This is a genomic window from Novosphingobium aeonii (assembly GCF_052279045.1).
GTDB lineage: Bacteria > Pseudomonadota > Alphaproteobacteria > Sphingomonadales > Sphingomonadaceae > Novosphingobium.
The window spans coordinates 2,576,269-2,597,533 of the sequence record NZ_CP176832.1 but is presented as its reverse complement, the minus strand read 5'-3'; the positions used below and the strand labels follow the sequence as shown (position 1 = coordinate 2,597,533).

Annotated in this window: 19 protein-coding genes; 13 read left to right on the top strand and 6 right to left on the bottom strand. The window is 65.7% G+C overall.

Annotated features, from left to right (window positions below; all coding sequences use genetic code 11):
* Complete coding sequence (locus tag ACLIMP_RS12565) at positions 1-1,407, top strand: MFS transporter (RefSeq protein ID WP_420719843.1); 1,407 nt, start codon at positions 1-3, stop codon at positions 1,405-1,407.
* Here ACLIMP_RS12565 and ACLIMP_RS12560 read toward each other — a convergent pair.
* The 4 genes from ACLIMP_RS12560 to lepB are packed head-to-tail and all read right to left on the bottom strand — an operon-like array spanning position 1,404 to position 4,920.
* Positions 1,404-2,477 (bottom strand): SGNH/GDSL hydrolase family protein, encoded by a 1,074-nt coding sequence (locus ACLIMP_RS12560; RefSeq protein ID WP_443477887.1) that lies wholly within the window; start codon positions 2,475-2,477, stop codon positions 1,404-1,406. The genes ACLIMP_RS12565 and ACLIMP_RS12560 overlap by 4 nt on opposite strands.
* Positions 2,477-3,370, bottom strand: a complete 894-nt coding sequence (era, locus tag ACLIMP_RS12555) for a GTPase Era (RefSeq protein ID WP_054440861.1) — start codon at positions 3,368-3,370, stop codon at positions 2,477-2,479. Before era ends, ACLIMP_RS12560 begins: the two co-directional genes overlap by 1 nt.
* On the bottom strand, positions 3,367-4,035 hold the full coding sequence (gene rnc / locus ACLIMP_RS12550; protein ID WP_054440863.1) for a ribonuclease III: 669 nt from the start codon (positions 4,033-4,035) through the stop codon (positions 3,367-3,369). Before rnc ends, era begins: the two co-directional genes overlap by 4 nt.
* The gene (gene lepB, locus ACLIMP_RS12545) at positions 4,036-4,920 is read right to left on the bottom strand and encodes a signal peptidase I (protein WP_443477886.1); all 885 of its coding nucleotides are present in this window, start codon (positions 4,918-4,920) and stop codon (positions 4,036-4,038) included.
* 179 nt (positions 4,921-5,099) lie between these two features.
* Here lepB and pgi point away from each other — a divergent pair, with 179 nt between their 5' ends.
* Positions 5,100-6,620, top strand: a complete 1,521-nt coding sequence (gene pgi, locus ACLIMP_RS12540) for a glucose-6-phosphate isomerase (protein WP_324695803.1) — start codon at positions 5,100-5,102, stop codon at positions 6,618-6,620.
* Positions 6,621-6,689: 69 nt separating this feature from the next.
* On the opposite strand, the gene ACLIMP_RS12535 is transcribed toward pgi, so the two are convergent.
* Positions 6,690-7,337 (bottom strand): RBBP9/YdeN family alpha/beta hydrolase, encoded by a 648-nt coding sequence (locus ACLIMP_RS12535; protein WP_132468974.1) that lies wholly within the window; start codon positions 7,335-7,337, stop codon positions 6,690-6,692.
* Between the two features lie 299 nt (positions 7,338-7,636).
* On the opposite strand from ACLIMP_RS12535, the gene gor reads away from it, so the two are divergent.
* From gor to ACLIMP_RS12480, 11 genes are all read left to right on the top strand, one after another.
* Entirely contained in the window at positions 7,637-8,983 is a 1,347-nt protein-coding gene (gene gor / locus ACLIMP_RS12530) for a glutathione-disulfide reductase (RefSeq protein WP_324695800.1), read from the top strand.
* Between the two features lie 337 nt (positions 8,984-9,320).
* On the top strand, positions 9,321-10,847 hold the full coding sequence (locus tag ACLIMP_RS12525) for an acyl-CoA carboxylase subunit beta (RefSeq protein ID WP_132468976.1): 1,527 nt from the start codon (positions 9,321-9,323) through the stop codon (positions 10,845-10,847).
* A gap of 102 nt (positions 10,848-10,949) precedes the next feature.
* The gene (gene bktB, locus ACLIMP_RS12520) at positions 10,950-12,131 is read left to right on the top strand and encodes a beta-ketothiolase BktB (protein ID WP_324695796.1); all 1,182 of its coding nucleotides are present in this window, start codon (positions 10,950-10,952) and stop codon (positions 12,129-12,131) included.
* The gene (mce, locus tag ACLIMP_RS12515; RefSeq protein WP_054440867.1) at positions 12,128-12,565 is read left to right on the top strand and encodes a methylmalonyl-CoA epimerase; all 438 of its coding nucleotides are present in this window, start codon (positions 12,128-12,130) and stop codon (positions 12,563-12,565) included. The genes bktB and mce overlap by 4 nt, the downstream gene beginning before the upstream one ends.
* Before the next feature lie 50 nt (positions 12,566-12,615).
* A complete protein-coding gene (scpA, locus tag ACLIMP_RS12510) occupies positions 12,616-14,766 on the top strand; it encodes a methylmalonyl-CoA mutase (RefSeq protein WP_324695794.1) in 2,151 nt (716 codons plus the stop codon).
* 118 nt (positions 14,767-14,884) lie between these two features.
* Positions 14,885-15,934, top strand: coding sequence for a biotin synthase BioB (bioB, locus tag ACLIMP_RS12505; protein ID WP_185997129.1), 1,050 nt, complete (start codon positions 14,885-14,887; stop codon positions 15,932-15,934).
* Positions 15,935-15,941: 7 nt separating this feature from the next.
* Complete coding sequence (locus ACLIMP_RS12500; RefSeq protein WP_324695791.1) at positions 15,942-16,313, top strand: lysozyme inhibitor LprI family protein; 372 nt, start codon at positions 15,942-15,944, stop codon at positions 16,311-16,313.
* A gap of 29 nt (positions 16,314-16,342) precedes the next feature.
* Positions 16,343-16,588, top strand: coding sequence for a hypothetical protein (locus ACLIMP_RS12495; RefSeq protein ID WP_185997130.1), 246 nt, complete (start codon positions 16,343-16,345; stop codon positions 16,586-16,588).
* A gap of 1 nt (position 16,589) precedes the next feature.
* Positions 16,590-18,614, top strand: coding sequence for an acetyl/propionyl/methylcrotonyl-CoA carboxylase subunit alpha (locus ACLIMP_RS12490; RefSeq protein ID WP_324695789.1), 2,025 nt, complete (start codon positions 16,590-16,592; stop codon positions 18,612-18,614).
* Positions 18,615-18,986: a tRNA-binding protein gene (locus ACLIMP_RS12485; protein ID WP_324695787.1), complete on the top strand. Its 372-nt coding sequence runs from the start codon at positions 18,615-18,617 to the stop codon at positions 18,984-18,986.
* The gene (locus ACLIMP_RS12480; RefSeq protein WP_324695785.1) at positions 18,986-19,768 is read left to right on the top strand and encodes a thioesterase family protein; all 783 of its coding nucleotides are present in this window, start codon (positions 18,986-18,988) and stop codon (positions 19,766-19,768) included. Before ACLIMP_RS12485 ends, ACLIMP_RS12480 begins: the two co-directional genes overlap by 1 nt.
* Positions 19,769-19,828: 60 nt before the next feature.
* Here the strand turns inward: ACLIMP_RS12480 and ACLIMP_RS12475 are convergent, their stop codons facing one another.
* The gene (locus ACLIMP_RS12475) at positions 19,829-21,223 is read right to left on the bottom strand and encodes a peptide MFS transporter (RefSeq protein ID WP_185997134.1); all 1,395 of its coding nucleotides are present in this window, start codon (positions 21,221-21,223) and stop codon (positions 19,829-19,831) included.
* Positions 21,224-21,265: the final 42 nt, after the last annotated feature.

Genomic DNA, 21,265 nt, shown 5'->3' with positions numbered 1-21,265 from the left:
ATGCTGCGTATGCGAGACGAAGAGGCGGCGCTCGAACCCGCTGCCGTTGATGACCACGATTCCGGCCTGCCTATGCCGCGCAGGTTGTGGGCGATCGTGGCGATCTCCTTCGGCACGGCCCTGTTCGTGCTCGACGGGACCATTGCCAATGTGGCGCTGCCGACGATCGCCCGCGAACTGTCGGTGGAGCAGGGCGTCGTCGTCAACGTGGTGACGGTCTACCAGCTCGTCATGGTCATGGCCCTGCTGCCTTTCGCCAATCTTGGCGAGCGGCTGGGGCTGCGGCGGGTCTACCAGACGGGGCAGGTGATCTTCATGGCAGCCTCGGCGCTGGCATTCCTCGCCAACTCGCTGCCGATGCTGCTGGCGATCCGCGCCGGGCAGGCGCTTGGTGCGGGCATGGCGATGAGCGTCGGTACCGCGCTGATCCGGCAGATCTACCCCAAGGCGCGGCTCGGCAGCGGGCTGGGCATCAATTCGGTGATCGTCGCTTCGTCTAACGCGCTGGCGCCGGTGCTGGGCGGCTTCATCGTCGCCCATGCCGACTGGCGCTGGGTCTTCGTGGCGGCGGTGCCGTTCGCCCTGATCTCGCTGGTGATCGGGCGCTTCCTGCCCGATCCCGAACGCGGAGACACGCCGTTCGACTGGGTATCGGGCCTGTGGAGTGCGGGTAGCTTCGTATTGCTGATCGGCGGGGTGGAACTGGCGGCGCATGGCGGCATGGTGGAACCGGGCATTGCGGCGGCGCTGGCAGGCATCGGCTCGGCCCTGCTGCTGGCCCGCCGGGAGCGCGGAAAAACGAGCCCGGTGTTTCCGGTGGACCTCATGGCCCGTCCCGCCATCGGGCTGTCCACCATCGCCGCCGTCGCCGCCTTCATCGGTTCGGCGGCGCTGATCGTGGCGCTGCCGTTCCGGCTGGAGCAGGGCATGGGTTACAGCGCCGAGCAGGTCGGGCTGCTGGTCCTGCCGTTTCCCCTGACGATGCTGGTCGTCGCGCCCCTTGCGGGGTGGCTGTCGGACCACGTCTCGCCGTCGATCATGGGACTGGTGGGAATGACCATCGCGGTGACCGGGCTGGTGCTGCTCGGCTTCCTGCCCGACCATGCCGGCGCTTTCGCAATTGCCTGGCGGCTGGTCGTGGCCGCGTTCGGTTTCAGTCTGTTCTTCTCGCCCAACGCGCGCATGATCGTGGGCAATGCCCCGCGCGAGCGCTCGGCGGCGGCGGGCGGGTTGCTCGCTACCGGGCGCCTGTTCGGGCAGACGCTCGGCGCGGCGATGATCGGGGCGATGCTCTCGCTCGGCGCGGGACAGGGGCCGGCGCCGGCGCCGATGCTGGCGGCCGCCGGACTGGCGGCCATCGCGGCCATCGCCAGCCTCGCGCGGTGGAGGCTGGCGGAAAGGGCCTAGCGCCGACTGGGCTTGCCAGTGGCGGTCGAGGCTGTCGGCGTCGCGGTGGGCGTGGGGGACGGTTTCGGCGTGGGCGCGGTGCCGGGAACGGCGGGCGGCACGACGATCGTGGGTACACCTTGCGGTACGGACTGCGGCTGGACGGTTACCGTCGGCTTCGTCTGCTTCACGCCGCTGCGGGTCAGCCACCAGCCGATGTCGTTGGCGGTCGCCTGCATTCCGGCGAAATTGAGGTGCCATTGCAGGCCCTGCCTGCCATCATAACCCTCGGGCGAGCCGATCATCCACGGCACCGCATCGCAGGGCGTATGCGCGGCCGAAGACTGGTTCATCTCGACGACGATGGCGCCGTAGGCCTGTGCCACGCGGCCGGTGATCTCGGACAGGCGCAGGCCGATGCGGCGGACGATCGCGGCGTGTTCCTCGCTGATCGGCGTGGCGGCGCAGAGCGAGCCGGGCTGCGGCAGCGGATTGAGGTACTGCACGAAGACCAGCCGCGCGCGCGGGGCCACCGTGCGGATGCGGCGCGCGATCTCCATCATCTGCATCTCGTCGCGCGCATATTCGACTTCGGTGGGCACTTTCACCGTGCCGCAGGCGGCGCGCTTGCTGCCGGGCGGCAACTGGCTGGCGCGGTGGAGGCAGGTCGCGGTGAAAAGGTTGCCGATGTAGTTGAGATCGTTGCCGCCGATGGTCACCGTCACCAGCCGCGTCTGCGGGGTGACGGAGTTGATCTGCGGCGGAATGTCGCCCCATGGACCCAGCACGTTGTTGGTCGTCGCGCCCGAGCAGGAACGGTCGGTCAGGACCATGCCGAAGCGTTCGGCCAGCAGGGTCGGGTAATTGTTCATGCTCTGCCCGCAGCGCACCGGCGCGCCGGGCTTGGCGGGGGGCAGCATCGGGCCGGCGGCAAACGACGAGCCGATCGCGACATAGCGCTGACCGGCAAGGCTTTCCTCGACGGCGGCGACCTGGTCGTTCTCGGCCGCGCGGGCCTTCATGTAGGGGGTGGCGCAGCCGCCCAGCAGCAGGACGGCGGCCGTGATCGCCGTCGACGTGATTCGCGTCATTACTTGACCCAGTCCAGCCCGATCTCTTCGTAGATGTCGCGGGCGTCGGCCCAGTTTTCCTCGACCTTGACGTGGAGGAAGAGGTGGACCTTCTGGCCCAGCACTTCGGCCAGTTCCTTGCGGGCGGCCTCGCCGATGGACTTGATCTTGGAACCGCCTTTGCCCAGCACGATGGCGCGCTGGTTGTCGCGGGTGACGACGATCTGCTGGCGGATCTCCACCGAGCCGTCCTTGCGCTGCTCGTAGCCTTCGGGGCGCACGGCGGCGTCGTAGGGCAGCTCCTCGTGAAGCTGGCGATAGAGCTGCTCGCGCGTGATCTCGCAGGCGAGCAGGCGTTCGCTGGCGTCGGACACCTGGTCCTCGGGATAGTGCCAGGGGCCTTCGGGCATCAGCCCGGCAAGATGGGTCTTGAGTTCGGGCACGCCGTCGCCCGAGAGCGCCGAGACGAAGAACACTTCGTCGAACTCGACCTTGCCGGTCAGTTCCTGGGCCAGGACGAGAAGCGGTTCCTTGGCGCCGGCATCGACCTTGTTGATGACCAGGATCTTGCGTTCCGGGCGCGCGGCCAGGGCTTCGAGCAGGGGCTCAAGTTCATGGCGGCGCTTCTTGATGGGATCGACCACCAGCAGCACGGCGTCCGCTTCCTGCGCGCCTTCCCAGGCGGCGGCGACCATCGCGCGGTCGAGCCTGCGGCGCGGCTCGAAGATGCCGGGCGTGTCGGCCAGGATGATCTGCGTTTCATCGAGCAGGGCAATGCCCATCAGGCGGGCGCGGGTGGTCTGGGCCTTGGCGGAGACGATCGCCACTTTCTGCCCGACGAGCGCATTGACGAGCGTGGACTTGCCCGCGTTGGGGGCGCCGATGACGGCAACGAGACCGCAATGCTGGGTCATGCGAATTTCCTCATGAATTCCTCGGCGGCGCGGGTTTCGGCATCCTGCTTGGAATTGGCCGTGGCACGCGCTGCGCCGACATTATGTACTGCCACCTCGACGGTGAACTGCGAGGCATGGTCGGGGCCTGAACGCTCGACCAGCTTGTATTCGGGGGTGCGGCGGCGATTGCCCGCCGCCCATTCCTGCAGGGCGGACTTGGGATGCTTGCGCTTGCCCGTCTTGCCCTGCATCGGTTCGGCCCAGAGAGCCCTTACCATATCGCGCGCGGCTTCGAAGCCCCGCTCGGTGAAACAGGCGCCGATCAGCGCCTCCATCACGTCGCCCAGGATATTGTCGCTGTCGAGGCCGCCATCGTCGCGGGCCTGCTTGCCCAGCCGCATGTGCGGGCCGAGGCCGATCTGACGGGCGACCTGCGCGCAGGTCTGGCGGCTGACGAGCGCGTTGAGGCGCTGCGAGAGGCGGCCTTCCGCTTCCTCGCTGTTTTCGAAAAGCCATTCGGCGACCGAGAGTCCGAGAACCCGGTCGCCGAGGAATTCCAGTCGTTCGTAATTGCGCTTCTCGCCGGTGCTGCCGTGAGTGAGGGCGGCTAGCCAGAGTGCCTCGTCGGCGGGCTTGCCGCCCGAGACGCCGGCGAGGAACTCGCGGTCCTTTTGGTCAAGCACTCAGATCACGCTCCCGATCCGGCTCCAGCGCGCGGCGGTGAACCAGGTCCAGGGCTTGAGCCATTCGGCGCCGCCGTTGGTGGAGAACATCATGACGGCGGCCTTGCCCACCAGGTTGTCCTGCGGGACGATGCCGATGCCCTGGCCCTCGATCGCCGGGAAGCGGCTGTCGAGCGAGTTGTCGCGGTTGTCGCCCATCAGGAACATGTGGCCTTCGGGCACGATATAGACGCCGGTGTCGTCCTGCGGGGTCTGGCCGAGGTCGAGCACGTTGTAGCTCTTGCCGCCGGGCAGCGTCTCGCGGAACTGCGGATAGTTGCAGACCGGGTCGCCCGCGGCGTCCTTGCCCTCGAACTCCGGCGCGTAGCAATGGGTGTTGGCGGTGACCGGCAGCACGAAATCGGGCTGCTTGACGCGCGGCACGGCCTTGCCGTTGAGCCAGACCTGTCCGCCCTTCACCTGCACTTCGTCGCCGGGCAGGCCGATCACGCGCTTGATGTAGTCGACGTCGTTGCCGGGAGGCGCCTTGAAGATCACCACGTCGCCGCGATCGGGCTGGCTGGCGAGGATGCGGCCCGGGATCAGCGGCAGGCTGAAGGGCAGCGAATACTTCGAATAGCCGTAGGACCACTTGGACGCGAACAGGTAGTCCCCGTTCAGCAGGCGCGGCAGCATCGACTCGCTGGGGATGTTGAAGGGCGAGATGATGAAGCTGCGCAGCACCACCACGCCGAGAACCAGCCAGAGGAGGAAGGAGAAGAAGCCCTCGTCCTTCTTGGCATCCTTCTTGGCGTCCTTTTTGACAGGCTTTCCGCTGGCGCCCGACGCGGGCGCGGCAGATGTTTCGGTGGTGAGGCCGGAAGTCGCGGTTTCGATGTCGCTCATGGCTCGAACCCTTGTTGCGCGCAGGGGCATCCGTCAAGTGAGATACCGAGGGAAAGCGTACCGGTATCGATCAAAAACGTCATGTTCCCGACGTGCATCTGTGCACAAGAATGACCTTGGCCTTCTCCCGCCTGCTATGCATAAGGCTGGCCCCCAACCCTGAGACAAGGAACCATGGCATGAGCGAAGCGGTGTGGAACAAGCTGGAAGCATTGCCCAAACCGACGCTTTCCGAGCTTTTCGATGCCGATTCCGGCCGTCTGGACCTGCTCGCGACCCGTCTCGAACTCGGTGACGAGACCAGCCCCGGCGCAATCCGGTTCGACTGGTCGAAGACTCACCTCGATGCCGCCCATGTCGCCGCCTTCGAGGAACTGGCCGCCGCGATGGACTTCGACGGTCGCCGCGCGGCGCTGTTCGCGGGCGAGATCGTCAACCAGACGGAAGGCCGCGCGGCCGAGCATACCGCCCAGCGCGGTGTCGGCAGCGAGGAAGGCGTCGCGACCGCGTTCGAGAACCATGCCCGCATGGCCGCCATCGTCGAGGCCATCCACCGCGGCGCCATGGGCGAGGTGAAGCACCTGATCCACGTCGGCATCGGCGGATCGGCGCTCGGCCCGGCGCTGGCGATCGACGCGCTGGCCCGCGACGGTGCCATGGTGGACGTTCATGTCGTCTCCAATATCGACGGATGCGCGCTCGAAGCCGCGTTTGCAAAGTGCGATCCGGCCACGACGATGCTGGCGGTCGCTTCCAAGACCTTCACCACCATCGAGACGATGACCAATGCGGACAGCGTGCTGGGCTGGATGCGCGAGCACGGCGTCGAAGACCCGTACGGCCGCGTCGTCGCGCTGACCGCCGCGCCGGACAAGGCGATGGAGTGGGGGGTGGACGAAACCCGCATCCTGCCGTTCTCGGAAAGCGTGGGCGGCCGCTACTCGCTGTGGTCGTCGATCGGTTTCCCGGTCGCCATGGCGCTGGGCTGGCCGGATTTCGCCGAAATGCTGGACGGCGCGGCCGCGATGGACATCCATTTCCGCGACGCCGACGGCCTCGACAACCTGCCGCTGCGCGCCGCCTTCGCCGACCAGTATTATACGCGCCTGCGCGGCTGCCAGACCCGCGCGGTCTTCGCCTATGACGAGCGTCTCGCCCTGCTGCCCGACTATCTCCAGCAGCTGGAGATGGAATCGAACGGCAAGAGCGTGAAGGTGGACGGTTCGCCGGTGGTCGCGCCGACCGCGCCGATCACCTGGGGCGGAGTCGGCACCGATGCCCAGCATGCGGTGTTTCAGCTCCTCCACCAGGGCACCAACCTCGTCCCGGTGGACTTCATCGCCGCCATCGCGCCGGGCGACGATCTCAACCCCGCGCATCACCGCATCCTCCTGTCGAACTGTTTCGCTCAGGGCGCGGCGCTGATGGCGGGCAAGGGCAGCGAAGATCCCGCGCGCGCCTATCCGGGGGACCGTCCCTCGGCGACGATCCTGCTCGACGAAGTCTCGCCCGCCACGTTCGGCGCGCTCGTGGCGTTCCATGAACACCGCACGTTCGCCAATGCCGTGCTGATGGGGATCAACCCGTTCGACCAGTTCGGCGTGGAACTGGGCAAGGAGATCGCCAAGCAGATCGAGAAGGGCGGCACCACGTTCGATCCTTCGACCGAGGCGCTGCTTCAGCTTTCCGGGATCGCCTGAACGAGAGCCTGAGCCGAAGGGGGCGTGATCATGCCCCCTTCGGCTTGTTGCTGAATTCGGCCCTGGCGCTCAGTGGCCCAGTTCAAGGCCGTCCGACCCGTCGGCATGGGCCGATGGGTAGTGCCGGGCAGAGGCAGCGGCGCTGCCGGTCAACTGGCGAAGCAGCTGCTTGCCGTCTTCCCAGCTTCCGATCTTCGAATCCGCATTGATGTGGCCGGTCTCGCCCGCGTCCACGAACTGGCTGCCCCATTGGCGGGCCAGCAGCCGTGCCGTCGGGAAGCCGATCCACGGATCGTTGCGGCTGGCCACGAGGATCGAGGGGAAGGGCAGTTCGTCGCTCGGCGTTGGCGCGAAGCCGTTCAGGCGGTCGTCGCGCGGGAAGAAGTCCACTTCCGGCGGGGCCACCAGCAGCGCGCCCACGACGGGCGAAGACCAGCCGGGCTGTTCGAATTTCGCCCACCACGCCGTCAACAGGCAGCCGAGGCTGTGCGCCACCAGCACCACCGGCCGGCCGGCGCGCTGGACCGATAGGTTCAGGCGGTTGATCCAGGTGTTGCGATGCGGCTTTTCCCAAAGGCCGAGGTCGACCATCTGGGCATTGTCCATCTCTTCGGCCCAGCGGCGCTGCCAGTGACCGGGGCCGCTGCCGTCAAGACCGGGGATGAGCAGCACCAGGGGCTCTTGCGCGGGTGCTGCGTGCTGGTTCGTCTTTGCCATTCTCTCTTCTCCCGATGCAGGAGGGGATGTCCGCCGGCGCAGGCTGTCCTGTAGGGAGCGGCTCTCGATGCGACTCCTATAAACTCAACTGTTTTAGTTGACAATGTATTTGCGGCCAGCGGAGCGCGCGTTTCGACGATCCGTTCCCGCGCTTCTGCGGGGGCATGCGGCGCGGGCGGCCTTGCGGGATGCGGGTGGAGGCGATGGGGGTGGGCAAAACACCCGTTGGCAATCGGCGATGTCCTGCCCCATATGCGCCGGTGCCCCGGAACCAGGCCGGCGCAGCAGGAGCCAAGTGCATGCCAGAATTCGACTATGACCTCTTTACCATCGGCGCAGGATCGGGCGGCGTGCGCGCCAGCCGGATCGCGGCGGCGCACGGCGCGCGCGTGGCGGTGGCCGAAGAGTACAGGGTCGGCGGCACTTGCGTGATCCGCGGCTGCGTTCCCAAGAAGATGCTGGTCTACGGCGCGCACTTCGCCGAGGACCTCGAGGACGCCAGGCAGTTCGGCTGGGACATTCCGCAAGCGACGTTCGACTGGGTGAAGCTGCGCGACAACGTGCTGGGCGACGTCGACCGGCTGAACGGAATCTACACGCAGACGCTCGAGAACAACAAGGTCGAGATATTCCACGAGCGCGCCGCGATCACCGGCCCGCACGAAATCACGCTGGCCAGCGGCGAGAAGAAGACCGCCAGGGTCATCCTCATCGCCACGGGCGCCCGCCCGATGGTGCCGTCCTGCCCCGGCCACGAACACGGCATCACCTCCAACGAGGCGTTCCACCTCGATGCCTTGCCCAAGCGCATCCTGATCGCCGGCGCAGGCTACATCGCCAACGAGTTCGCGGGCATCTTCCACCAGTTCGGATCGAAGGTGACGCTCATCAACCGCTCGGACCAGCTTCTGCGCGGCTATGACGAATCCATGCGCGATCGTCTCCTCCAGATCTCGATCACCAAGGGCATCGACTTCCGCTTCAATGCCGACTTCCGCGGCATCGAGAAGAACGCCGATGGTTCGCTCACCGTCTCGATGACCAATCACGAACCGATCGAGGTGGACTGCGTCCTCTTCGCCACCGGCCGCGTACCCAATATCGAGGGGCTCGGGCTGGAGAACGTCGGCGTGGAGCTTGACGACAAGAACGCGATCCGGGTGAATGACTATTCGCAGACCAATGTCGACTACATCTATGCCGTGGGCGACGTGACCAACCGGGTGCAGCTCACCCCCGTCGCCATCCGCGAAGGGCAGGCCTTTGCCGATACCGTGTTCGGCGACAAGCCGACGACGGTGGACTATGGCTGCATCCCCTCCGCCGTGTTCAGCCACCCGCCGATCGGCGCGGTGGGCCTGACGGAAGCGCAGGCCCGCCAGCAGCTGGGTTCGGTGGAAATCTACACCAGCGACTTCCGCCCGATGAAGAACGTCGTGGCGCATCGCAATGAACGCTCGCTCTACAAGATGGTCTGCGAAGGCACGACGGGCAAGGTCGTCGGCCTGCACATGATCGGGCCGGATGCGCCCGAGATCATCCAGGCCGCTGCCATCGCGGTGAAGGCCGGGCTCACCAAGGCGGACTTCGACGCCACCGTCGCGGTTCACCCGACGATGTCGGAAGAACTCGTGCTCATGAAGTAAGGCTGGTCGCTGGTTGGACAGTCCTGTCCGACCAGCGGTCATCGCCGCGATCGGCCGGTGCTTTGCCCCCGGCGGAATAGAGAGGCGCCGTGACTGTCCATACAGTCGCGGCGCCTTTTCCGTTGGAGGCAAGGAGCGGCGGAAAACCGCAAGGTCGGCGGGATCAATCCGTGCAGGCGATCTTGGCCCGTGCAAACACATCGGTGGGGCGAAATCGACGCGAAGCTGCCGCTTTTGTGGTTTAACCGTTCGATTAAAACTATTGACCTTGGCGCTTCAACCTGCCTTAGCAGGGCAACGAATTCGTGCCGTCAAGGTCACTGCCAAGGGAACCCGGATGTCAGCCAATATCGCCGAGATGGAAAAGCGCCGCGCCGCCGCAAAGCTGGGCGGGGGCGAAAAGCGCATTGCCGCGCAGCATGCCAAGGGCAAGCTCACCGCGCGCGAACGCCTTGATATCCTGCTGGATGAGGACAGCTTCGAGGAGTTCGACCTCTACGTCGAACATGACTGCACCGATTTCGGCATGGAGAGCCAGAAGATCCCCGGAGACGGCGTGGTCACAGGCTCGGGCACCATCAACGGCCGCCTCGTCTTCGTGTTCAGCCAGGACTTCACCGTGTTCGGCGGTTCGCTCTCGCACCGTCACGCGCAGAAGATCTGCAAGCTGATGGACAACGCGATGAAGGTCGGCGCGCCGGTGATCGGCCTCAACGATTCCGGCGGCGCGCGCATCCAGGAAGGCGTGGCCTCGCTCGGCGGCTATGCCGAAGTGTTCCAGCGCAACGTGCTCGCCTCGGGCGTGGTGCCGCAGCTTTCGCTGATCATGGGCCCCTGCGCCGGCGGCGCGGTCTATTCGCCCGCCATGACCGACTTCATCTTCATGGTGAAGGACTCGTCCTACATGTTCGTCACCGGGCCGGACGTGGTGAAGACCGTGACCAACGAAGTCGTCACGCAAGAGGAACTGGGCGGCGCGATCACGCACTCCAGCAAGACCTCGGTGTCCGACCTGGCGCTGGAGAACGACATCGAGGCGCTGCTGGCGGCGCGCGATTTCTTCGACTTCCTGCCGCTGAGCAACCGCGAGGAAGTGCCCGAGCGTCCCTGCGCCGATCCGTGGGACCGTGCCGAGGAAAGCCTCGACACCGTGATCCCGCCTTCGGCCAACCAGCCTTACGACATGCATGAGGTGATCCGGAAGACGCTCGACGAGGGCGACTTCTTCGAGGTCCAGCCGCTGCATGCCGGCAACATCATCGTCGGTTTCGGCCGTATCGAGGGCAAGACCGTGGGCGTCGTCGCCAACCAGCCGATGGTGCTGGCGGGCGTGCTGGACATCAACTCGTCCAAGAAGGCTGCGCGTTTCGTGCGCTTCTGCGATGCCTTCAACATCCCGATCATCACTTTCGTGGACGTTCCGGGCTTCCTGCCGGGCACCGATCAGGAGCACAACGGCATCATCAAGCACGGCGCCAAGCTGCTGTTCGCCTATGCCGAAGCGACCGTGCCGAAGATCACCGTGATCACTCGCAAGGCCTATGGCGGCGCTTACGACGTCATGGCGTCCAAGCACCTGCGCGGCGATCTCAACTATGCCTGGCCGACCGCCGAAATCGCGGTGATGGGCGCCAAGGGCGCGGTGGAGATCATCTTCCGCGGCCTTTCGCCCGAAGGCATTGCCGAGAAGACCAGGGAATACGAAGACCGCTTCGCCAACCCCTTCGTGGCGGCGAGCCGGGGTTACATCGATGAGGTGATCTACCCGCACTCGACCCGCAAGCGCATTGCGCTGGGTCTGCGCAAGCTGCGGACCAAGAGCCTCGAAAACCCCTGGAAGAAGCACGACAACATTCCGCTTTGATCGCGTCACGGATCGCGGCGCATCGCCTGGGGGCGAGCGCTGCGATCCACTCCAGCCGCGAAAGACGGCACGCATCGAAAAACCAGATTGGGAAGTCAGGTCATGGAAGACATCTACATCGTCAGCGGCGTACGCACGGCAGTCGGCGATTTCGGCGGCTCGCTGAAGTCGTTCATGCCGTCCGATCTCGGCGGCAAGGTCGTGACCGAGGCGCTGGCCCGTGCAGGCGTTTCGCCTGAGGACGTTGGCCATATCGTCATCGGCCAGGTCATGCCGACCAGCGCCAGGGACGAGATGCTCAGCCGCGTGATCGGCCTTAACGCGGGCGTGCCGTTCGAAGTGCCTTCGATGACGCTCAACCGCCTCTGCGGATCGGGCGTGCAGGCGATCGTTTCGGCCGCGCAGATGATGAAGCTGGGCGAGGCGGGGATCACCGTCGCGGGCGGCGCGGAATCGATGTCGAACGTGCCCTATCACGACCACGGCGTGCGCTGGGGCAAGAAGATGGGCGACAACGCGCAGGAAGACGCGCTGACCCTGGGCCTGTCGGACGCCATCGGCGGCTACCACATGGGCATCACCGCCGAGAACGTGGCCGAACGCCACTGCATCTCGCGTGAGGACATGGACACGGTTGCCGCGACCAGCCACCAGCGCGCCGCCAAGGCCATCGCGGAAGGCCGCTTCAAGGAGCAGATCCTCCCCGTCGAAGTGAAGACCCGCAAGGGCGTGACCGTATTCGATACCGACGAGCATGTCCGCGCGGACACCACCGTCGAAACGCTCGGCGCGATGCGTCCAGCGTTCAAGAAGGACGGCACGGTTACCGCAGGCAATGCCTCGGGCATCAACGACGGTGCTGCCGCCGTGGTGCTGGCGACGGCCTCGGAAGTGGAAAAGCGCGGCCTCAAGCCGTTTGCGAAGATCCTCGCCTGGGGCCATGCCGGGGTCGAGCCCGCCTACATGGGCGAAGGCCCGATCAAGGCGGTGCCGGTGGCACTGGAGCGGGCCGGGCTTTCGCTGGGTCAGATTGACGTGATCGAGAGCAACGAGGCTTTCGCCGCGCAGGCCGCCGCCGTGTCCAAGGTGCTCGGCTTCGATCCGGAGAAGGTGAACCCCAACGGCTCGGGCGTATCCATCGGCCACCCGGTTGGCGCGACCGGCACGATGCTCGCCATCAAGTGCATGTACGAATTGAAGCGCACGGGCGGGAAGTACGGCCTTGTCACCATGTGCATCGGCGGCGGGCAGGGCATCGCCCTCGTGCTGGAGAACGTGGCGTGAAGCTGGGCCGTCTCAATCACATCGGCGTCGCCACGCCCGATCTCGACGCCTCGATCGCGTTCTACCGGGACGTGATGGGTGCCACCGATATTACCGAGCCGTTCGTGCTGGAAAGCCAGCAAGTGCGCGTCTGCTTCGTCAATACGCCGGGTGAGGATGGCACGGCAGGCACGCAGATCGAACTGCTCCAGCCGACAGCGACGGACTCGGCCGTGGGCAAGTGGCTGGAGAAGAACCCGCTCGGGGGCCAGCACCACATCTGCTACGAAGTGCCGGACATTCACGCCGCCAAGGCCTGGTTCGAAAGCCTTGGCAAGCGCGTGCTGGGTGAGCCGCGCATGGGCGCGCATGGGACGCTGATCTTCTTCGTCCACCCCAGGGACATGGGCGGCCAGCTTACAGAGATCATGGAAACGCCCAAGGGCGCTCACTGAGAAAGATCACGGCCCGCCGCAACCAGCGCGGGCCGGAAGGGATGCGGACTATGGCAGACATCAACGACTGGAAGGCAGCCGCCGACAAGGAGGTCAAGGGTAGGGACCTGACCTGGAACACGCCCGAGGGTATCGCGGTGAAGCCGCTCTACACCGCCGAGGACGTGACCGTCGATCCCGGCCTTCCCGGCTTCGCGCCGTTCACGCGCGGCGTGCGCGCCTCGATGTATGCCGGCCGCCCCTGGACCATCCGCCAGTACGCGGGTTTCTCCACTGCCGAGGAATCGAACGCCTTCTATCGCCGCAACCTTGCGGCGGGCCAGAAGGGCCTTTCGGTCGCCTTCGACCTTGCCACCCATCGCGGTTACGACAGCGACCATCCGCGCGTCGTGGGTGACGTCGGCAAGGCGGGCGTCGCCATCGATTCCGTCGAGGACATGAAGATCCTGTTCGACGGCATTCCGCTCGACAAGATGTCGGTCTCGATGACGATGAACGGCGCGGTGATCCCGATCCTGGCTTTCTTCATCGTTGCGGGCGAGGAGCAGGGCGTAGACCGCAAGCTGCTCGACGGGACCATCCAGAACGACATCCTCAAGGAGTTCATGGTCCGCAACACCTACATCTACCCGCCCGAGCCTTCGATGCGGATCATCTCGGACATCTTTGGCTACACCAGCCGCGAGATGCCGAAATTCAACTCGATCTCGATTTCCGGCTACCACATGCAGGAAGCCGGTGCGACGCAGGTGCAGGAACTGGCCTTCACCATCGCCGACGGCGCGGAATACGTGAAGTACGGCGTGGCATCGGGCCTCGATATCGACAAGTTCGCGGGTCGCCTGTCGTTCTTCTTCGCCATCGGCATGAACTTCTTCATGGAAGTGGCCAAGCTGCGCGCCGCGCGCGTGCTGTGGCACCGGGTCATGACGGAGCTTGGCGCCAAGGACGAACGGTCGAAGATGCTGCGCACGCACTGCCAGACGTCGGGTGTTTCGCTGCAGGAGCAGGACCCCTACAACAACGTCATTCGCACCACGATCGAGGCGATGGCCTCGATGCTGGGCGGCACCCAGTCGCTGCACACCAACGCGCTGGACGAGGCGATCGCGCTGCCGACCGACTTCTCGGCCCGCATCGCCCGCAACACGCAGATCATCATCCAGGAAGAGACCGGCATGTGCAATGTCGTCGATCCGCTGGGTGGCTCCTACTATATCGAATCGCTCACGAAGCAGCTGGTCGATCAGGCCTGGGAGATCATCGAGCGCGTGCAGGCCGAGGGCGGCATGGCCAAGGCTGTCGCCGCCGGCTGGCCCAAGGCGATGATCGAGACCGCTGCCGCTGCCCGTCAGGCCCGCGTGGACCGGGGCGACGACGTGATCGTCGGCGTCAACAAGTACCGCCTTGCCAGCGAAGACCTGCTGGAAACGCTGGAAGTGGACAACGCCAAGGTCCGCGAAGGCCAGATCGCCCGCATCGAGAAGATGAAGGCGGATCGCGACGAGGCGGCGTGCCAGGCTGCTCTCAAGGCCCTTCGCGAAGGTGCGGCGGGCGAATCGAGCATCGAGAACAACCTGCTCGCGCTGGCGGTGGAATGCGCCCGTGCGCGCGCCACGCTGGGCGAGATCAGCTCGGCCATGGAAGACAGCTTCCAGCGTTATGGTACGCAGCCGACCCCGGTGAAGGGTGTTTACGGTGCGCCTTACGAGGGCGACAGCCGCTGGCAGCAGGTGCTGGACGGCGTGGCCGCGGTGGAACGCCGCCTCGGCCGCAAGCCGAAGCTGCTGGTCGCCAAGATGGGGCAGGACGGCCACGATCGCGGCGCGAACGTGATCGCCTCGGCCTTCGGGGACATGGGCTTTGACGTGGTGTCCGGTCCGCTGTTCCAGACTCCGCAGGAAACCGTGGTGCTGGCGCTGGAAAGCGACGTGGACGTGGTGGGTGCATCGTCGCTGGCGGCGGGCCACAAGACGCTGATTCCCGAACTGATCCAGAAGCTGCGCGAAGCCGGGCGAGGGGACGTCAAGGTGATCGCGGGCGGCGTCATCCCGCCGCAAGACTACGAATATCTGCGCGGTGCGGGCGTTCAGGGCATCTACGGCCCCGGCTCCAACGTCGTGGAATGCGCGGCCGATGTGCTGCGCCTGCTCGGCCACAACATGCCGCCGGTGGGCGACGCGCTGGCCACGGCCGAGTGATGATTGCCGTGCGGGGGAACACGGGAAACTGGCACGAGACGCCGCTCCGCTCTATGCGGGCGGCATCGACTGGACTCCGGCTCCGTGCCGCGCGTCCGAACGTAACAGGAAGATTTTGATGACCGACCCCCGTTTTGAACCGCGCAACGACTGGACCCGCGAAGAGATCGCCGAACTCTTCGACCTGCCGTTCACCGAACTGGTGTTCCGCGCGGCCGAGGTTCACCGGGCCAATCACCGGGCGAACGAAGTGCAGCTTTCCACGCTGCTTTCGATCAAGACCGGCGGCTGCGTGGAAGACTGCGGCTATTGCTCGCAGTCGGTTTCGGCGAACAGCGGCGTCAAGGCAACGAAGCTGATGGAAGTGCAGCAGGTGCTCCAGCGCGCGGCGCAGGCGGCGGACCAGGGCTCCACCCGCTTCTGCATGGGCGCCGCCTGGCGCAACCCCAAGGACCGCGACATGCCCGCCATCATCGAGATGGTGAAGGGCGTGCGCGCGCTCGGGCTCGAAACCTGCATGACGCTGGGCATGCTGACGCCCGATCAGGCGGACATGCTTTCGGACGCGGGTCTCGATTACTACAACCACAACATCGACACCTCGCCCGAGCGCTATGACCAGGTGATCACCACGCGCACGATGGACGACCGTCTCGACACGCTGTCGAACGTGCGCATGGCGGGCATCAACGTCTGCTCCGGCGGCATCGTCGGCATGGGCGAGACGCGCGCCGATCGCGTGGGCTTCGTCCACACGCTGGCGACGCTGCCCGATCACCCGCAGTCGGTTCCGGTCAACGCGCTGGTGCCGGTAAAGGGCACGGTGCTGGGCGACATGCTGGCCGATACCCCGCTCGCCAAGATCGACGACGTGGAATTCGTGCGCACCGTGGCGGTCGCGCGCATCACCATGCCGCTGTCGATGGTGCGCCTCTCGGCGGGCCGCGAATCGATGTCCGAAATGACGCAGGCGATGTGCTTCATGGCCGGCGCCAACTCGATCTTCACCGGCGACCAGTTGCTCACCGCACCGAATGCCGGTGACGACAGCGACATGGCCATGTTCGCCCGCCTCGGCATCAAGCCGATGGCCATCGAACTGACCGAGGCTCAGGTCGAAGCCCAGCGCATGCCCAAGGGCTGCGCCAAGCTGGAAGCGGCTGAGTGATCCGCGCGTGATCCTGCCGATCCTTCTCCTGGCCTCGGAGCCCGCGATCGATTGCGCCAATGCGATGACGCAGACGGACATGAACGTGTGTTCGTACCGCGACTTCCAGTCGGCCGACCGGGCGATGAACGAGGCCTGGGGGAAGGCGGCAGCGGCGGCGAAGGCCGCCGACAGGCAGGGCCCCGGCGGAAATTTCAATCGGTTGCTCGATGCGCAGCGCAAGTGGCTCGCCTATCGCGATGCCCAGTGCCTCGCAGAAAACGGCCCGCGTGAGGAAAGCGGCACGATCTGGCCGCTCCAGCAGAACGGTTGCCTCAAGGAATTGACCGAGGCGCGCACAAAACAACTGCGCGCCGTTGTGGAAACGGGCGAGCGGTGACGTTCGACCGGTGTGAGGGGCGGCGACCGGTGAGTTTTAGCGATTCCGGCACAAGCCTGAAACAGCATTTGGGCTGCATTGGCGGTGGCCTGCTTGGCAGCGCCTTTGTGGTGACGTTGCTGGGCGGGGCAGCAATGGGAGACTGCGGTCGCCCTGGCAGTGCGGAGTGCAAGAACGATGGGTTGATCAAGTTCCTCATGTTTCCGGGGAGCCTGATCGTTCTGATCTTGGTGGGACTTTTCGCCGCTTGGCGCATGACAAAAGACAGGGATTGAGATGTTCAAGAAAATCCTCATCGCAAACCGGGGCGAGATTGCCTGCCGCGTGATCAAGACCGCGCGCCGGATGGGCATCCAGACGGTGGCCGTCTATTCGGACGCCGATGCCCGTGCGCCTTTCGTGCAGATGGCCGATGAGGCCGTCCACATCGGCCCCGCGCCCGCCGCGCAGTCGTACCTGATTGCCGACAAGATCATCCAGGCCTGCAAGCAGACCGGCGCCGAAGCCGTCCATCCGGGCTATGGCTTCCTGTCCGAGCGTACCTCCTTCGCAGAGGCGCTGGCCGCAGAGGGTATCGAGTTCATCGGCCCTCCCGTCGGCGCGATCGCTGCGATGGGTGACAAGATCGAGTCCAAGAAGCTTGCCAAGCAGGCCGGCGTCAATGTGGTGCCCGGCTTCGTCGGTGAGATCGAGGATACCGAGCACGCCGTGCGCATCTCGAACGAGATCGGCTATCCGGTGATGATGAAGGCCAGCGCGGGCGGCGGCGGCAAGGGCATGCGCCTTGCCTATGACGAAAAGGACGTGCGCGAGGGCTTCGAGAGCGTGAAGCGCGAGGGCCTCAATTCCTTCGGCGACGACCGCGTCTTCATCGAGAAGTTCATCCTCAACCCGCGCCACATCGAGATCCAGATCCTCGGCGACAAGCACGGCAACATCCTCTACCTGAACGAGCGCGAATGCTCGATCCAGCGCCGCCACCAGAAGGTGGTGGAGGAAGCGCCGTCGCCCTTCGTCACCGAGAAGATGCGCAAGGCCATGGGCGAGCAGTGCGTCGCCCTGTCGCGTGCGGTGGGCTACTATTCGGCGGGCACCGTCGAACTGATCGTCTCGGGCGCGGACCCGACGGGCGAGAGCTTCTACTTCCTCGAAATGAACACCCGCCTTCAGGTGGAGCACCCGGTTACCGAGGCGATCACCGGCGTCGATCTGGTCGAGCAGATGATCCGCGTCGCCGCCGGCGAAAAGCTGGAGATGACGCAGGCGGACGTGAAGATCGACGGCTGGGCCATCGAAAACCGCGTCTACGCCGAAGATCCCTATCGCGGCTTCCTGCCGTCGACCGGCCGCCTCGTGCGCTATCAGCCGCCGGTTGACGGCTGGGACGACGATGGCTCCGCAAACGGCCGCCGCGGTATCGACGGCGTGCGTGTCGATGACGGCGTCTACGAAGGCGGCGAAGTCTCGATGTTCTACGACCCGATGATCGCCAAGCTGATCACCTGGGGCGAGACGCGTGACGAAGCGGCGGACAAGCAGGTTGCCGCGCTCGACCTGTTCGAGATCGAGGGCCTTGGCCACAACATCGATTTCGTTTCGGCCATCATGCAGCACCCGCGCTTCCGCTCGGGCGAACTGACCACCGGCTTCATCGCCGAGGAATATCCCGAAGGCTTCACCGGCGCGCCTGCGTCCGAGGAACTCCAGGGCAAGCTGGCCGCCGTTGCCGCGTTCGTCGCCACCGCCCGGGCCGACCGTGCGCGCCGCGTGGACGGGCAACTGGCTTCGCGCCGTCTGGCGCCGCCTTCGGAATGGACCGTCATCATCGACAAGGCGCCTTTCGAAGTCGTCATCGACGATGAGGACGTGACGGTGAACGGCATCTCGGTTGATCTCGCGATGGAATACACGCCGGGCGACCGCCTGATCGATGCCGAGATCGACGGCGAGGCCATCGGCATCCGCGTTGCGCCCACGCGCACGGGCCTGAAGATGACCACGCGCGGCTGCATCCACGATGTGCTGATCCTGCCGAGCCGGGTGGCTTCGCTGAACGAGCACATGATCGAAAAGATTCCGCCGGATCTTTCGAAGTACCTGATCTGCCCGATGCCGGGCCTGCTCGTCGCGCTCCATGTGGGCGAGGGCGACAAGGTGGAAGCCGGCCAGCCGCTGGCCGTGGTGGAAGCCATGAAGATGGAGAACATCCTGCGCGCCGAAAAGTCGGGCGTGGTGAAGGCGGTCAATGCCAAGGCGGGCGAAAGCCTTGCGGTGGACGCCGTGATCCTCGAAATGGAATAAATGCATCTGGACCACGACCCCGCCGCATTCGCGGCCGAGCAGATATCCTTCGACGACTTCCTGAAAGTGGACATCCGCGTCGGCACCATCGTCGCCGCGGAAGTCTACGAGGGCGCGCGCAAGCCAAGCTGCAAGCTGCGGATCGATTTCGGCCCCGGCATTGGCGAGCGCAGGAGCGTGGGGCAAGTCGCCGCGCTCTATGCGCCGGAGGACCTGGTCGGGCGGCAGGTGGCGGCGGTCGTGAACTTTCCCACGCGCCAGATCGGCAAGGCGCTGTCCGAGGCATTGACGCTCGGCTTCGCGGACGAGGAAGGGCGCGTGGTCCTATTCGCACCGGACCAGCCGGTGCCCAATGGTTCGAGGTTGTTCTGATGACGGGTTTCGCCGCGCTTCTGGCCGAGGCAGAGGAAATCGAGGGCGGTTTCGCGTTCGATATCACCGATGACTGGCTTCAGGGCCGCACCGCTTACGGCGGGCTGACTTCGGCGCTGGCGCTGGCAGCGGCGCAGCGGGTCGATCCCGAATTGCCGCCGCTGCGTTCGGGCCAGTTCGCGATGATCGCGCCGCTGGCAGGCCGCGTGGAGGTGCGGGCGCGGATCGTGCGCAAGGGGCGCAACGCCACCTGGGTTGCGGCGGAACTGTCGAACGAGAAGGGCGTGGGTTTCAGCGCCAGCTTCGTGTTCATGCGCCAGATCGAAAGCGCTGCCGATATCGCCGGTTATCCGCTGCCGGAAGGCGTGAGCCCGGTCGCGGATGCCAAACCGGTGCCGATGGACCATGCACCGCAGTTCCTGAAGCAGAACTTCGATGCGCGCTTTGCCCTGCCGAAGTCGGCGCTGGGCGAAGCGGATCTGTGCTGGTGGGTGCGGCTCAGGGCGCGCGAAAATCTCGACCCGGCGCTTGAAGCGGTGCTCGTGGGCGATGCCTTGCCAACGGCGGTGCTGCCGCTGCTGGGCTTCCGCGTGCCGATCAGCTCGATGCACTGGCACGTCAACATGCTGGAGCCTGTGCCGACGACGGAGGATGGCTGGTGGCTGCTGCGCTCCACCAGCGAATTCGCGCGCGGCGGCGGGGCGAGCGAGCAAATCCTTCAGTGGAATGCAGCGGGCAGGCCGGTGATCGCGGGGATGCAGTCGGTCGCCGTGTTCGGCTGACGGGCTTTCCGCTTGGTCCCAGAACGGCGCCCTTGCCTGAGCAGGGGCGCCGCTTTGCTATCAGGCGGGGCCGGGCTCACCGGCCAGCGTCTTGCCCAGTGCGATCTTGAACGCCGCGAAGGCGATCAGGCCCACGGCGGCCGAGGCGACGTGGATCAGCCAGAAAGACACGGTATCCATCGAGGAATACCAGCCGCCCACTTCGCCCACCACCTTGTTGGCGCCGAAGAACGCAAGGTAGTAGATGCCCACCACCGTCGCATTGAGCGCGCGCGGGGCGACCTTGGTGAACAGTGCCAGGCTGACCGGCATGATGTGCGCGAAACCGATCGAGTTGAACAGGTGGAACATCACCGGCCAGAACAGGCCGATCTTGGCATTGCCTGCGGTTGCGGCGGCGATGACGAGGCACATGCCGCCCATGATGCTGAACACCGAGCCGATGATCATCTTGCCCAGTTCGTCGGGCTCGCGGCCGGTGCGGGTCGAGTACCACTTCCAGAATGCCGCCACGGCAACCAGCATGGAGAAGCTGAGGGTGGCGTCCACGGTGATCATCCAGCTCGTCGGCAGGGTATCGCCGAAGAAGGTCAGCTGGAACTTGTCGTCCGCCCAGACGAGGTAGGCGTTGAAGATTTCCTGATTGCTCATCATCGCGATGGCCAGCACCGGCACCAGCACGGCCAGTGCGCCGAGGCGGGGCCAGTCGGAACGGGTCAGGCGGATTTTTTGCGCCTTTTCCCCCTTCGGAGCGCGGTTATCGGCGGGAAGCCAGTGTCCGGCCCTCAGGTAGATGATCAGGCCCAGCACCATGACCACGCCGGCAGTACCGAAGCCGTAGTGCCAGCCCACTTTCTCGCCCAGGGTGCCGGCGATCAGCGGCGCGGCGATGACCGAAACGTTGATGGCGATGTAGAAGATCTGGAACGCCATGGCGCGGCGCAGGTCGCCGGGCTTGTAGAGTTCGCCGACCTGGCTGGCGATATTGCCCTTGAACAGGCCGACGCCCACGACCAGCGAGATCAGCGCGAAGAGGAACATGCCCTCGAACGCCATGAGGAAGTGGCCGAGCGACATGACCACGGCGCCAGCGATCAGGGTGGCCTTGCGACCGAGCCAGCGGTCGGCGACGATGCCGCCGAGAATAGGGGTCAGATAGACGAGCGAGGTATAGTCGCCGAAGATCGCCGATGCGAGCGGCTGCCCCTCAAGCCCGGCATAGTGCCAGCCGCGCAGCCACGACAGCCCCATGACCTTGCCGACGTTCTCCGGCAGCAGCAGGTACTTGACCATGTAGAGCACGAGCAGCGTCTGCATGGAGTAGTAGGAGAATCGCTCGCAGCCCTCGACGAAGGAGAGGTAGCCGAGGCCCTTGGGGTGGCCCAGGAAGGCGCGGTCGTCTCGCTCGATCTCCTCGGGGAAGTCGAGCTCGGGAGTGGCTTCTGAAAGTGTCATGGCGGTCTGGTGCGGCCCGGTACTTTTGTTGTCCAAGCGCGC

What these genes read in the sequence shown, in the direction of transcription:
- ACLIMP_RS12525 (WP_132468976.1), top strand. Translation starts at nt 9,321, where the DNA reads ATGTCAGCCAATATCGCCGAGATGGAAAAGCGCCGCGCCGCCGCAAAG.
- pgi (WP_324695803.1), top strand. Translation starts at nt 5,100, where the DNA reads ATGAGCGAAGCGGTGTGGAACAAGCTGGAAGCATTGCCCAAACCGACG.
- ACLIMP_RS12560 (WP_443477887.1), bottom strand. Translation starts at nt 2,477, where the DNA reads ATGACGCGAATCACGTCGACGGCGATCACGGCCGCCGTCCTGCTGCTG.
- bioB (WP_185997129.1), top strand. Translation starts at nt 14,885, where the DNA reads ATGACCGACCCCCGTTTTGAACCGCGCAACGACTGGACCCGCGAAGAG.
- ACLIMP_RS12535 (WP_132468974.1), bottom strand. Translation starts at nt 7,337, where the DNA reads ATGGCAAAGACGAACCAGCACGCAGCACCCGCGCAAGAGCCCCTGGTG.
- scpA (WP_324695794.1), top strand. Translation starts at nt 12,616, where the DNA reads ATGGCAGACATCAACGACTGGAAGGCAGCCGCCGACAAGGAGGTCAAG.
- gor (WP_324695800.1), top strand. Translation starts at nt 7,637, where the DNA reads ATGCCAGAATTCGACTATGACCTCTTTACCATCGGCGCAGGATCGGGC.
- ACLIMP_RS12485 (WP_324695787.1), top strand. Translation starts at nt 18,615, where the DNA reads ATGCATCTGGACCACGACCCCGCCGCATTCGCGGCCGAGCAGATATCC.
- ACLIMP_RS12490 (WP_324695789.1), top strand. Translation starts at nt 16,590, where the DNA reads ATGTTCAAGAAAATCCTCATCGCAAACCGGGGCGAGATTGCCTGCCGC.
- ACLIMP_RS12565 (WP_420719843.1), top strand. Translation starts at nt 1, where the DNA reads ATGCTGCGTATGCGAGACGAAGAGGCGGCGCTCGAACCCGCTGCCGTT.
- bktB (WP_324695796.1), top strand. Translation starts at nt 10,950, where the DNA reads ATGGAAGACATCTACATCGTCAGCGGCGTACGCACGGCAGTCGGCGAT.
- era (WP_054440861.1), bottom strand. Translation starts at nt 3,370, where the DNA reads ATGACCCAGCATTGCGGTCTCGTTGCCGTCATCGGCGCCCCCAACGCG.
- ACLIMP_RS12475 (WP_185997134.1), bottom strand. Translation starts at nt 21,223, where the DNA reads ATGACACTTTCAGAAGCCACTCCCGAGCTCGACTTCCCCGAGGAGATC.
- ACLIMP_RS12480 (WP_324695785.1), top strand. Translation starts at nt 18,986, where the DNA reads ATGACGGGTTTCGCCGCGCTTCTGGCCGAGGCAGAGGAAATCGAGGGC.
- lepB (WP_443477886.1), bottom strand. Translation starts at nt 4,920, where the DNA reads ATGAGCGACATCGAAACCGCGACTTCCGGCCTCACCACCGAAACATCT.